This window comes from Telluria sp. LT2P80 (assembly GCF_059685955.1).
On sequence record NZ_JCASIO010000003.1, the window covers coordinates 286347 to 299774 of the forward strand.

Below are 13428 nucleotides of genomic sequence, written 5' to 3' on the forward strand. Positions count from 1 at the left end.
TGACTGACATGAACCGACTCGTACTCGCCGCGCTGCTCATCCCCGCAGTGGCCGCGCCGCTGGCGCACGCCCATGCGGACAGCATCCGCGTGACCGTCGAACAAGACCTGGCGATCGCCCGCCCTTCCGAGACCATCTCGATCCCGTGGAAGGACGTCAACGCCGCCCTGCCCGGCGCGATGGTGCAGAAAATCGCGGTGAAGGATGCGCGTGGCCGCGTGCTGCCGCACCAGGTGACGAATATCGCGCCACAGGCGAAAGACCCGAAGAACGAAGGCGTCGCTTACGGTGAGCTGCTGTTCCAGCACAGCTTTGCCGCCGGCGAAAAGAGCGTGGGCTTTACCATCGAGCGCATCGACGGCGTCGCCCCGCCGTTCCCGATCAAGACCTTCGCGCGCCAGGTGCCCGAGCGGCTGGATGACTTCGCGTGGGAAAACGACAAGATCGCCCACCGCACCTACGGGCCAGCGCTGGCGGCGCCCGCCCCGCCTGGCGTCGTCAAGGAAGTCCTGGTCACGAGCGGCCTGGATATCTGGTTCAAGCGCGTCGATTATCCGATCGTCGACCGCTGGTACAACAAGGGCCACGACCACTATCACAAGGACCAGGGCGAAGGCATGGACATGTACAACGTCGGCAAGTCGCGCGGCGCCGGCGGCACCGGCGTCTGGAGCGGCGCGACCTTGTACCCGGGCGTGAACTACGCGAACTTCAAGATCCTGGCCAATGGCCCGATCCGCACGGTGTTCGAGCTGCACTACGCGCCGTGGGATGCAAGCGGGCGCCAGGTCAGCGAAGTCAAACGCTTCACGGTCGACGCCGGCCACTGGTTCGACCGCATCGACAGCACCTTCACCGCCAGCGGCGACCGCCCGTTGATGGTCGCCGTGGGCCTGAACAAGACGCCGGGCGACAAGGGCCAGTCCCCGAAAATCGCCACCACGCGCGATGGCAAGGTGCTGCTGCAGTGGGTCGAGCAGACCACCAACGATGCCTTCGGTACCGCGATTGTGCTGCCAACCGCCGAAGGCTTCGCCCAGGACGCGCTCAATGAGCTGATCGTGGCCAACGCCATGCCGGGCCAGCCGCTGCGCTACTACGCAGGTGCCGCCTGGCGCCGCGCCGGCGAGATCACCAGCCGCGAACAATGGCAAGACCAGGCAGCGGCCGTCGCCGCGCGCGACGCCAGCCCGGTGCGCGTGACGGTCGCGCCCGCCAAAGGAGACTGACGATGGCATTTCATCCCACACGCCGCGCGCTGCTGCGCACCGTACCGGCGGCCTCGCTTCTGCTCTCCGGCGTCAAGCCAGCCCTCGCCGCCGCTACCGTCGCTGCCCCCGCGCCGTCCGACCCGTGGCAGCGCGCCAACGACATCATCGCCCGCTTCGCCACGCCCTTGGCGTTTCGCAAGGAAGACTTCGACGTCACCGCCTATGGCGCCAAGCCTGCCGCGCTGATGGAGGTGCCGGGCCAGGTCGCCTCGCTCGTCGAAGGCATGCTCGATACGCCGGCGCCCGGCTCGCCCGACTGCTATCCGGCCATCGCGGCTGCGATTGCCGCTTGCCATGCCAAAGGCGGTGGGCGCGTCGTGATCCCGAAAGGCGAGTGGTATTGCGCCGGGCCGATCGTGCTGCGCTCGAATGTCCACGTGCACCTGGCCGCCGGCGCGCGCGTGCATTTCTCGGCCAACCCCGAGCACTACGCGCGTCACGGCGCGCATGACTGCGGCGCCAACGGCAAGCTGGTGCTGTCGCGCTGGCAGGGCAACGACTGCCTGAATTATTCGCCGATGGTGTACGCGATCGACCAGCAGAACATCGCCCTCACCGGCGAAGACTGGACCAGCATCCTCAATGGCCAGGGCGGCGTGCCGTTCGAACCGGGCTTCGCGCAGCAGCCCGAATGCTGGTGGGACTGGAAGGGGCGCGGCAAACCGGTACGGACCCGCACCGAAGTGGCCGCGAATCCGGCCAACGCCCCGCTCGACCGCGTCGTTCCCGGTATCGACGCGCGCCTGCAGGCGAGTATCCAGGGTAGTGACGACCGCTGGCAAACCGACTCACGCTACCTGCCCGCGCTGTCCGAGGCCGGCGTGCCGGTCGAACGGCGCGTGTTCGGCCATGGCCACTATCTGCGCCCGTGCATGATCGAGCTGATTGGCTGCAGCAAGGTGCTGCTGCAGGGCTACCAGGTCAATGCCGCGCCGTTCTGGCTGCACCACCCGGTCAATTGCAGGGACCTCGTGTTCCGCCGCGTGAACATGGAAAGCCTGGGCCCGAACAGCGACGGATTCGACCCGGAGGCTTGCGACGGCGTGCTGGTCGACGAGTGCCACTTCAATAATGGCGACGACTGCATTGCCATCAAGGCCGGCAAGAACCGCGACACGCAGCATGGCCCGACGCGCAATATCGTCATCCAGCGCTGCGTGATGAACAGCGGCCATGGCGGCGTCACGCTCGGCAGCGAGATGGCTGGCGGGATCGAGCACGTCTACGCGCAGCAGCTCGATTTTCGCAATACCCATTGGAAGGACGATCCGCTGAACACGGCGATCCGGCTCAAGACGAACATGAACCGGGGCGGCTTTCTGCGCCACCTGTACGTGCGCGACGTGACGCTGCCCAATGGCGTGGCGCTCGAACCGGGGCTGTACAAGCCGCTGGCCGGCGCGCATGAACTCAAGAAGCCGGTCGCCTCGAGCGCCGGCGCGATCATCACGATCGACTGCGATTACGTGCCGGGCGACGACACGATGCGCAGTCGTCCACCGCAGGTGTCGGACATCGACATCCGCAATGTGCGCGCCAGGAATGTCGCGACGGGGAAGGGTCAATTCTCGTGCTATCAGGCGTTCGTGCTGCTCGGCCCCGTGGCGTCGAGCTTCAACGGCAAGCCGGGCACCGTGATACCGCCGATCGCGCGCGTGCGCATCAGCGATTCGGATTTCGGCACGCCCGCCAACACGCGCCAGCCGTGGTTCGTGCACAACGCTGTCGACATCACGTTGGACAACGTCACCATTGCGGGCAAGCGATACAAGCAGGTCTTGCACAAAAAGACCTGACTCGCAACAGGTCAGGCCAGATGAAAAATATTTTTCAATTGGTCTGACCAAAATTGCCAGTTGTGACATAGAATTCAAAAACTGGCCTGACCAGATTAAACAATGCAGCGCCGGTGGACCAACCGATGTCCACCCCGATAAAAACGCATGGAGACAGCATGAACCAACACCCGCACCGCGCATCGCTGCGCAAACTCACCCTGTGCCTGCTCGGCATAGCCTCGGTATCCGCCATGTCGCTGGGCCCCGCGTTCGCGCAGGAAGTGGCCGCGACACCGGCCGGCGCCGGCGCAGCGCAAACGGTGGTCGTCACGGGCCTGCGCGCCTCGCTCGAAAGTGCCCTGAACGCCAAGCGCCAGGAAAACGGCATCGTCGACGTCATCAAGTCGGAAGACATGGGCAAGTTCCCTGACACGAACCTGGCCGAGTCGCTGCAGCGCGTGCCGGGCGTCGTCATCGACCGCGATGCGGGTGAAGGCCGTTCGATCACGGTGCGCGGCCTGGGCCAGGACTTCACCCGCGTGCGCATCAACGGCATCGAGGGCCTGGCCACCACCGGCGGCACCGACAGCTCGGGCGGCACCAACCGTGGCCGCGGCTTCGACTTCAACGTGTTTGCGTCTGAACTGTTCAGCGCCCTGACGGTGCGCAAGAGCTCCTCGGCCGATGTCGACGAAGGCTCGCTTGGCGCCACCGTCGACCTGCAGACGCTGCGCCCGTTCGACCTGAAAGGCTTCAACGCCACGGTCGCCCTCAAGGGCAAGTACAACGACGGCTCCGAGAAGACCGATCCGCGCGCGGCTTTCATGATTTCGGATACGTTCTTCGACCGCAAGGTCGGCGTGCTGGTCTCGGGCGCATTCTCGAAACGGCGCGTACTGGAAGACGGTTTCAGCACCGTGCGCTGGGATAACGGCCCGTCGTCCGGCGGCTGGTGCGCACCGCAAGGCGCTGCCGCCGCCAACCCGGCCAACTCCACCGCGACCACCTGCGGCCCCGCCGCACAAGGTGTCGCGCGCCTGCCGAACACCCCGGAAAACCAGGCTGCCTACAACGCCGCCAGCAGCCCGGACAACTTCCATCCGCGCCTGCCACGTTATGGCCGCCTGACCCACGACCAGGATCGCCTGGGCCTGACCGCCTCGGTGCAGTGGCGCCCGCAGCGCGGCACCCTGCTCACGTTCGACATGCTGTATTCGAAGCTCGACGCCACGCGCCAGGAAGACTTCCTGGAAGCGACCTCGTTCAGCCGCAGCGCCAGCCAGGGCGGCAAGCCGCAAATGAGCGTGGTACAGGCCGAGTATGCGCCGAACGGCGCTCTGCTGTACGGCAAATACAACGGCGTTGACATCCGCTCCGAGCAGCGCTTCGACGAACTGAAGACCACCTTCACGCAGCCGACGCTGACGCTCGAACACAAGATCACCGACACGCTGAGCATGAGCGCCCGCTACGGCCGCGCCAATTCGAAGTTCCGCAATCCGGTGCAGACCACGGTCACGCTCGACGCGCTGAACGTCGACGGCTACACGCTCGACTTCCGCAACGACGACCGCCGCCCGGTCATCGGCTATCCGTTCGACCCGATGGGCAACCGTCTGGGCCTGGTCGGCGTACCGCAGGTGGCCAGCGGCACCCAGCCATCGACGGTCCCCAACACCACGACCAGCGAGATCCGCACCCGTCCGCAAGGCACCGACAACGTCAACAACGTCGGCCAGTTCGACCTGGCGTGGGAAGCCAGTGACATCTTCACGATCAAGGGTGGCGTCAACAGCAAGAAGTACAGCTCGGACACCTACGAATTCCGGCGCGTGAACCAGAACGACACGATCTTCGCACCGCCCGCAGGCGCCACCGGCCTGACGTCCAACCTGACCGGCTTTGGCAGCAACCTGGGCCTCCCCGCCGGAAATCCGACCGGCTGGGTCGTGCCGAACCTGCAGGCGATCGCCGCTGCCTACGACATCTACTGCAACTGCATCAAGAGCGGTCCTGCAGGCGGCCCGGGCGACTTCCGGCTGTCGTCGATCGAGAACGGCAATGCACGCGGCAACAACCGCTCGGTCACCGAGAAGAGCGATGGCCTGTACCTGATGGGCGAGTTCCGCTACGACCTGTGGAATATCCCGGTGCGCGGCAACGTCGGCGTGCGCCATGTGAAGACCGACCTGTCGACGACCGGCTACCAGGCCGCCGGCGGTGGCACCGCGGTCACGGTCGACCACGACTACAAGGACACGCTGCCATCGTTCAACCTGGCTGCGAACATCACCGACGAATTCATCGTGCGCGTCGGCGCCGCCAAGGTCATGACGCGCCCGCAACTGGGCTTCCTGTCGCCGGGCGGCAGCATCGCGACCACCGGCAACCTGTCGATCAACACGGGCAACCCGTTCCTGAAACCGTTCCGCGCCAAGACCTTCGACACCAGCTTCGAGTACTACTTCAAGAACAAGGCGTTCGTCGGCGTGGGCCTGTTCCAGAAGAACATCGACACCTATATCCAGAGCCTGCGTACCAACGTGGCGTTCCGCGATTCGGGTCTGCCGCTGTCGCTGCTGCCGGCAAACTTCACGGGTGAAGAAGTGTTTGCGCTGACCACCCCGGTCAATACCGACGGCGGCAAGCTGAAAGGCTTCGAGATCAACTACCAGCAGCCGTTCACGTTCCTGCCTGGCTGGGGCAAGAACTTCGGCACGCTGCTGAACTACACCCGCGTCTCGTCGAAGATCGAATACCTGGTCTCGCCGACCAGCGACGCGCGCATCACGGACGACCTGCTGAACCTGTCGCCGAAAGCATGGAACGCCACGCTGTTCTATGACGACGGCAAGTTCAGCGCGCGTGTCTCGGCCGCCCAGCGCTCGGGCTTCGTGACCCGCGTGCCGGGCCAGAACAACAACGACGTCGAAGGCAAGAACGAAACCCTCAACGTCGACCTGTCGTTCTCGTACAAGGTCAACGACAAGCTCGAGTTCACGCTCGAAGGCGTCAACCTGACCAACGAAGAGAGCGACCAGTTCATCAGCCGGGCGCGCAACAGCGTCGTCGTCAACAACGTCACGGGCCGCGAATATCTGTTCGGGCTGCGTTACAAGTTCTGACCGAACGCGTCCTCGCGTCCTTGGGCCCGCGCTTGCGCGGGCTTTTTTTCGTCCGCGCCCGGCATGCCCCGGCGGCACGCCGGGCATCCGCCTGGCCTCAGGTACGCTACAATCTACGGCCCGCGACGCACGCGATTTTCTCCAACCTGCCAGCGAAAGACCCATGAGCACCTCGACCGAGATTGACAACGGCCTCCCCCTCGACATGACCATCTTCGGCGGGATGGGCGACCTTGCCATGCGCAAGCTGCTGCCCGCCCTGTACATGGCCTACCTGCACGGCAACCTGCCGACATCGACCCGCATCCTGTCGACCGGCCGCCAGGACTATGACCGCGCGGCCTATCTCGCCTTCATCGAAGAGCATTCGCGCTCGTTCATCAGCGGCGACAACTTCAACGAGAAAAGCTGGGCCGGTTTCCTGGATCTGCTGGTCTACGTGAAGGTCGACGTCGCTGAGGCGCCGGTCTTCGACACGCTGCGCGACGTCTCGCGCGATGGCGCCCAGCGCGTGTTCTATCTCGCCACCGCGCCATCGCTGTTCACGATGATCTGCGACAAGCTCGCCGCCACCGGCCTGGTCGACGCCAATGCGCGCGTCGTGCTCGAGAAACCGCTGGGGCGCGACCTGGCCTCGGCCGTCGAGATCAACGAGGCGGTCGGCAAGCACTTTGCCGAGTCGCAGATCTACCGCATCGACCACTACCTGGGCAAAGAGACCGTGCAGAACCTGATGGTGCTGCGCTTCGGGAACTCGATCCTGGAACCGCTGTGGCGCGCGCCGAACATCGCCAGCGTGCAGATCACGGTGGCCGAAGAAGTCGGCGTGGGCAGCCGCGCGGGCTTCTACGACAGCGCCGGCGCGATGCGCGACATGGTGCAGAACCACCTGATGCAACTGTTGTGCATCGTGGCAATGGAGCCGCCAACCTCGCTCTCGCCCGACGCCGTACGCGACGAAAAGCTCAAGGTGCTGCGCTCGCTGCGCCGCATGGGCCTGGCCGATATCGCGCGCGACACCGTGCGCGGCCAGTATTCGCGTGGCGTCAGTGGCAACCAGGAAGCCAAGGGCTATCACGAAGAAAGCAACGTGCCGGCCGACAGCCACACCGAGACCTTCGTCGCCCTGCGTGCCCACATCGATACCTGGCGCTGGTCGAAGGTGCCGTTCTATCTGCGCACCGGCAAGCGCATGGCGCGCCGCTCGTCGAAGATCGTGATCGAGTTCGCCAATCCGCCGTTCCCGCTGTTCCCCGAAACGCCGGGCGGCGTGGCCAATCGCCTCGTCATCGAGCTGCAGCCCGAAGAAGCGATCAAGCTGCAGATCTTCGCCAAGCAGCCGGGCAGCGGCATGCTGATGCAGCAGGTCGCACTGAACCTCGATCTGCAATCGGCATTCGCGCAGCGCCGCGCCGAAGCCTACGAGCGCCTGCTGATCGACGTCGTGCGTGGCCGCCTGACGCACTTCATGCGCCGCGATGAACTCGAGGCAGCGTGGGAATGGGTCGAGCCGATCATCAATGGCTGGGAGACGCTGGGCGAAAAGCCGCATGCGTATGCGGCCGGTTCGTGGGGGCCGCCGGAATCGTTCGCGCTGCTGGCGCGCGACGGCTTCGGCTGGGTCGAGTAAACGTTTCGACCCACCCGCCGGCGCGGCCTCAGGCCGCGCCGGCTTCCAGGTTGGCGCGCACGCGCGCCAGCAACGCCATCAACTGGGCCTGCTCGGCCCCGTCCAACCCTGCCAGGGCAATCTTCCCCAATGCGCCGCTTTGCCGGCGCAGTTCCTCAGACACGGCCTGCCCTGCACTGCTCAATGTCAGCCGTGTACTGCGCCGATCCGCCTCATCGGCTGTCGCATCGAGCATCCCCGCATCGCGCAAGCCCTTGATCAGGCGCGCAACCTGCGCCTTGTCACGGCCCGAATGCGCGACCAGATCGCTCTGCGTCGCGCCGGGATGACGCCCGAAAAACCGCAGCACCTTGATTTCCATGTGCGCCAGCTCGTGCGAGCCGGCCTGCACGCCGCTGCGTAGACCGCGCATTTGCTGCGAACGATACAGGTGCACGATCGCGTGCATGACCTCGAGCGGATCTTCGCCGCCTTTTTTGTTGACTTTATCAACTTCTTTTTGCATAATGGTGGACGTTATCAACTAATTGATGAAGTGTAGCATGAGTGAAAACCGCATCCCCACGATCGAACGCGTGCGCCACGACCTGAAACTGCGCGAGGTCACCGTGGCGCGCATCAACCGCGTCAGCCCCGGCTTTGCCGGCATCACCTTCCAGGGCGAGGCGCTGGCGGACTTCACGTCGCTGTCGTTCGACGACCACGTCAAGTTCATGTTCAACGACGCCAGTGGCGAACAGGTACGGCGCGACTACACACCGCGCCGCGTCGACACCGACGCCCGCGAGATCGACATCGAATTTGCGCTGCACGGCCATGGCGGCGCGGCCGAGTGGGCGCGCAATGCAGCCATTGGCCAGCGCGCGACCATCGGCGGGCCGCGCGGTTCGATGATCTTGCCGCTGGCGATGGACTGGCATCTGCTGATCGGCGACGACAGCGCGCTGCCGGCCGTGACGCGCCGGCTCGAGGAATTGCCGGCAGACGCCCGCGTCGACGCAGTGCTGCTGGTGGGCGCCGCGGACCGTCGCACGTTCGTGACCCGCGCCGATGCCCGCATCCACTGGGTCGACAGCGACGATGCGCTGTTGCAGGTGCTGAAGGCGTTGCCGTTGCAGCCGGGCGCCGGGCTGGCCTGGGGTGGCGGCGAAGCGGCGCTGATGGCGCGTGTGCGCCAGGTGCTGGTCGAGGCAGGCATGCCACGCCAGGCCGCCAAAGTATCGGCCTACTGGAAGCGCGGCGTGGCCGATCATCACGAGCGCCTGGACTGACAGGGCAGCCGCTCAGCGCGGATAGGTGAACCCGGTGGCGATATCCATCGGCGCCAGGCGTTTGCCATCGCGTACCATCAGGCGGTCGGGCGGCTCGTCGCCGGCCAGTGCGCCCGGCGTATTCAACAGGCCTTCGCCCTGGCGCACGAGCGGGTCGCTGCGTTCGTAGACGTTGCGGCAACCGGTGGCCTTCAATAGCGCCTGCACGACCGGCACCTTCCACATGTCGACACCGGCAGCGTTGAACTGGCAGATCAGGTAACCGTCGGCACCACCATACTGATGTACCTGCAGGCCCGGCAAGCCGTCCTTTTCACCATCGATCAAACCGATCAGCGCCTGCGGATCGGCAATGCGCAAAGCCGCGGCGCGCTTGTCGATGGCGCCCTGGACGCGGCGCTTGATCATTGCATGATCGACCGGTTCGTCTTCGCGCAACGACCACATGCGCCCGACGATCTGCGACTTGGCGTTGTAGGCGGCGCGGCCGATGAACTGGCGCGTCGACGTTTGCACGATGGCGGTGATGCCCGGCTTGTTGCGTTCGTGGCCCTTGCCGTCGACTTTTTCGACGGCCGACAGGTAAATCCACGGGTCGCCGGCGAGCAGGGCTTTTTCCTTGCCCTGCTTGATGGTGATGATGAGCATGTGTGACTTTCGTTTGCAGGACGGGGATGATACAGCAATGCGGCGCCCTTATCTCCCCTTGTTGACGACCTCAGTCCACCGGCGTCGGCAGCGGCTGGCCTTCGAAATGCGCGACCAGATTAGCCACTGCCAGCGCGCCCATCGCGCGCCGCGCTTCAACGGTAAAACTGCCCACGTGCGGCGTGAGCACGACATTGTCCAGCGCCAGCAGCGCCTGCGGCACCTGCGGTTCGTGTTCGAACACGTCCAGGCCCGCAGCGCCCAGCCGGCCGTCCTGCAGCGCCGCTACCAGCGCCGCTTCGTCGACCACGGTGCCGCGCGCGATGTTGACCAGGGTGCCTTGCGGCCCCAGCGCCTCGATGATCTCCCGGTCGATCATGCCCTGCGTATCGGCGCCGCCCGGCATGCACAGCACGAGCATGTCGCTCTCCTGTGCCAGTGCGAGCAGCGTCGCACTGCGCTGCGCGGGCGCCGGCCCGGGGCTGCGCTGGTAGTAGCGGATCTGCAGCCCAAAGCCCTCCAGGCGCGTGGCGACAGCCTGGCCGATGCGCCCGAAGCCGACGATGCCGGCGACCTTGCCCTTCAGTGCGCGCGCCTGCACGTGTCCCAGGGGCGCCTTGGCCAGCCAGTCGCCGGCGCGCACATAGCGATCGAGCACCGGCAGGCGCCGCACCGTGGCCAGCAGCAACAACACGGCGAAATCGGCCACGTCGTCGGTCAGCACGTCGGGCGTGTTGGTCACGTGAATGCCCTTTTCAGCCAACAGCGACAGCGGCACCGCATCGACGCCCACGCCGTGCACCGTCACGATCTCAAGCTGCGGCAGGCTTGCCACCAGCGCCGGCGTGACACCGACCGTGCCGGTGGTGAGCACACCGCGGATGCTGCCGGCGATCGCGTCGAACGCGGCGTCGCCCGCCTGCGGGATCGCTTTCATGAAGTGACAGTCGAAGGCTTGCGCCACCTGTTCGCGCACGTCGTCCGACCAGACGCTGCCCAATACGAGAATGCTCGGTTTCATCGTTCAACACCCTGCCGTTTCGCCGTGGAAGATGGCCCGAGTATGCCAGAGGCGTCGCATGCCGGGCGCGGCGCAGGGTAGAATGCCGGGCTTTGCCACTGCATGAACGCCGCCGTGCACAGCCTCCCAGTCAATCCGCCAAGCCAGCGTATCGCGTCGATCGATGTCGTGCGCGGTCTCGTCATGCTGATCATGACGCTCGACCACGTCCGCGAAACCTTCTATCTGCAGCACCAGGTCAGCGACCCGATGGATGTCGCGAGCACCGACGCGGCCCTGTTCTTTTCACGCCTTGCCGCGCACTTCTGCGCGCCGATGTTCGTGTTCCTGACCGGCCTGTCGGCCTGGCTGTACGCCAATCCGGCGAGCGGTCCGCGCAGCGCGACGGGGTTCCTGGCCAAACGCGGCGCCTTCCTGATCCTGCTCGAAATCGTCGTCATCAACTTCGCCTGGACCGGCACCTTCACGCCGCAGACCGTGTATCTGCAGGTGATGTGGGCGATCGGCCTGTCGATGCTAGCGCTGGCCCTGCTGCACCGTCTGCCCCTGCTGCTGCTGGCGGCCATCGGCGCGGCGATCATCGGCGGCCACAATGGGCTGGCTGGCGTGGCGTTCGCGCCGGATACCTGGGCCGCCAGTGCCTGGACGATTCTCGAACAGCGCGGCAACCTGATGTACGACCCGGTGCGGGTGCGCATCAGCTATCCGCTGCTGGCGTGGATCGGCGTGATCCTGCTCGGTTACGTTTGCGGCCCGCTGTATGCGCGTGGGATGCCCGCCGCACAGCGCCGGCGCTGGCTGGTGCTGGCAGGTGCGGCCAGCCTGCTGCTGCTCGCGCTGCTGCGCACCTGGAACCTGTATGGCGAGCCGCTGCCATGGGCGCCGCACGAGACGCTGCTGCGCAGCGCGATGTCGTGGCTGAATTTCACGAAGTACCCGCCATCGCTGGACTTCCTGCTGCTCACGCTCGGCGTGGGCCTGCTGGTGCTGGCCTGGATCGAGCGCATCGACGCTGGATGGGTACGGATCGCGGCCGTGTTCGGTGGCGCGCCGCTGTTCTTCTATATCGCGCACCTGTATCTGTTGCTGGTGGCGCAGCGCGTGGCCGCGTTCGTGCTGGACCTGCCGCGCGTGGATGTCGGGCATGTCTGGCAGGTATGGCTCGGCTCAGTCTTGCTGGCGCTGCTGCTATACTGGCCAACAAAGCGGTTTGGCCATTACAAGCGCGAGAGCGGCAAGGCCTGGGTCAAGTACCTGTAGCCACCGGCTGCAATGTCGGCATGGTCATTGCCGTCACGGCCCGGGTGGTAGCGAGCGCAAACCCCATGGCGATTCCTTCACGCCGCGATTGGCGCAGATCGCCAAAGCCGGTAAAGTGCCATGGTCGCCACTTCGATGGGATCGCCATGTACGCCAGCAACTGGACTACCCTGGGGCCGCAGCAGGTACAAGCCCTCAGAAATATGGACCGCAGCCGCCAGGAGCGTGGCCGGCAACTCGAGCAGGCCGGTCACGGCCCGCAGGAAACGCCGTTTTCGGTCATCCTGGCCGAGACAGGTCTGCAACTGCGCCGCTACGAACCTGCCGCCGCCGCCGGCGGGCCGGCCGTTTTGTTGGTGCCGGCGCCGATCAAGCGCGCCTATATCTGGGACCTGGCGCCCGACATCAGCGTCGTGCAGCGCTGGCAGGAGCGCGGCTACCGCGTCTACCTGGCCGAATGGCTGCCGATGCCCGACGGCGACCCGGCCGTTGGCCTGGCCGACTATGGCGACCGCATGCTGTCGAGCTGCCAGCGCGCCATCCAGGCCGATAGCGGCGAAGCCAGCCTGACGGTAGTGGGCCACTCGCTCGGCGGCATTCTCGCCGCGATCTACAGCGCCATGCATCCCGGGCACGTGACGGCCACCGTGCTGCTCGAATCGCCGCTGGGCTTCGGGCATGGGGCCTCGTGCTTCGCGCCGCTGGTCAAGGCCACGCCCGATGCGCGCCAGATTGCCGACACGTTCCGTCACATCCCGGGCGCCTTCCTCAACCTGATGAGTGCGATGGCCGAGCCGCAGGCCTTCGGCTGGGAGCGCGCGACCGACCGCTGGCTGTCGCTGTTTGACCCCAAAGCGCTGGCCACGCACATGCAGGTCGAGCGCTGGAGCCATGACGAATTCCCCCTGCCCGGCAAGCTGTTCGTCGACATCGTCGAGTCGCTCTACCGCAACGATGACTTCATGGGCGGCCGGCTCGTCATCAACGGCCGCACGATTGGCCCGGCCGACCTGCGCTCGCCATTGATCAGCGTCGTCGATTTTCGCAGCAAGGTGATTCCGCCTGCCGCGATGGTGCCATTCCACGAGGCGACCTCGAGCGTGCGCAAGCAGGTGCTGCAATACCATGGCGACATCGGCGTGAATCTGCAGCACGTTGGGGTGCTCGCCGGGCGCAACGCGCATGCGACGCTGTGGCCCACCATCTTCGACTGGCTCGGCGCGCCCGCGTCGAACGGTTGAGCAACGATCAGCGGCGCAGCCTGCGCCGCTGATCCCCTGTTGCCCCCATCCCCGTCAGGCAAGTCCATCCAGGTTGGCGCGCCACGTTCCGCTGGGCAATCGCGCGCCGCCGTCCAGTCGCCGTCGATACCATGATTTGAGGAACAGCGAGTGCGCGGCCGCGTGTCGGCAGCACTGGATACG

10 protein-coding genes are annotated in these 13428 nt (G+C 65.8%); 7 read left to right on the forward strand and 3 right to left on the reverse strand.

Annotated elements, in window-relative coordinates; genetic code table 11:
- Positions 1-8: 8 nt before the first annotated feature.
- The 4 genes from AC56LW_RS10540 (at position 9) to zwf (ending at position 7804) form a co-directional block, all read left to right on the forward strand.
- Positions 9-1229: a BT3233 family polysaccharide utilization protein gene (locus AC56LW_RS10540; RefSeq protein WP_499634073.1), complete on the forward strand. Its 1221-nt coding sequence runs from the start codon at positions 9-11 to the stop codon at positions 1227-1229.
- 2 nt (positions 1230-1231) lie between these two features.
- Positions 1232-3067: a glycoside hydrolase family 28 protein gene (locus tag AC56LW_RS10545; RefSeq protein WP_499634074.1), complete on the forward strand. Its 1836-nt coding sequence runs from the start codon at positions 1232-1234 to the stop codon at positions 3065-3067.
- Between the two features lie 158 nt (positions 3068-3225).
- Positions 3226-6174 (forward strand): TonB-dependent receptor, encoded by a 2949-nt coding sequence (locus AC56LW_RS10550; protein WP_499634076.1) that lies wholly within the window; start codon positions 3226-3228, stop codon positions 6172-6174.
- A 163-nt stretch (positions 6175-6337) separates the two neighbouring features.
- A complete protein-coding gene (zwf, locus tag AC56LW_RS10555; RefSeq protein WP_499634078.1) occupies positions 6338-7804 on the forward strand; it encodes a glucose-6-phosphate dehydrogenase in 1467 nt (488 codons plus the stop codon).
- A 28-nt stretch (positions 7805-7832) separates the two neighbouring features.
- On the opposite strand, the gene AC56LW_RS10560 is transcribed toward zwf, so the two are convergent.
- Positions 7833-8309 (reverse strand): MarR family winged helix-turn-helix transcriptional regulator, encoded by a 477-nt coding sequence (locus AC56LW_RS10560; protein ID WP_499634079.1) that lies wholly within the window; start codon positions 8307-8309, stop codon positions 7833-7835.
- 37 nt (positions 8310-8346) lie between these two features.
- Between AC56LW_RS10560 and AC56LW_RS10565 the strand changes: the two genes are divergently transcribed.
- Positions 8347-9075, forward strand: a complete 729-nt coding sequence (locus AC56LW_RS10565) for a siderophore-interacting protein (RefSeq protein ID WP_499634081.1) — start codon at positions 8347-8349, stop codon at positions 9073-9075.
- Between the two features lie 12 nt (positions 9076-9087).
- On the opposite strand, the gene AC56LW_RS10570 is transcribed toward AC56LW_RS10565, so the two are convergent.
- Together AC56LW_RS10570 and AC56LW_RS10575 are read right to left on the reverse strand one after the other, a co-directional pair.
- Positions 9088-9723, reverse strand: coding sequence for a class I SAM-dependent rRNA methyltransferase (locus AC56LW_RS10570; RefSeq protein WP_499634083.1), 636 nt, complete (start codon positions 9721-9723; stop codon positions 9088-9090).
- Positions 9724-9793: 70 nt separating this feature from the next.
- Positions 9794-10744, reverse strand: a complete 951-nt coding sequence (locus AC56LW_RS10575; RefSeq protein WP_499634085.1) for a 2-hydroxyacid dehydrogenase — start codon at positions 10742-10744, stop codon at positions 9794-9796.
- Between the two features lie 114 nt (positions 10745-10858).
- On the opposite strand from AC56LW_RS10575, the gene AC56LW_RS10580 reads away from it, so the two are divergent.
- Together AC56LW_RS10580 and AC56LW_RS10585 are read left to right on the forward strand one after the other, a co-directional pair.
- The gene (locus AC56LW_RS10580; protein WP_499634087.1) at positions 10859-12004 is read left to right on the forward strand and encodes an acetyltransferase domain-containing protein; all 1146 of its coding nucleotides are present in this window, start codon (positions 10859-10861) and stop codon (positions 12002-12004) included.
- Positions 12005-12150: 146 nt separating this feature from the next.
- On the forward strand, positions 12151-13245 hold the full coding sequence (locus AC56LW_RS10585) for an alpha/beta fold hydrolase (protein WP_499634089.1): 1095 nt from the start codon (positions 12151-12153) through the stop codon (positions 13243-13245).
- The last annotated feature ends 183 nt before the right edge of the window (positions 13246-13428 follow it).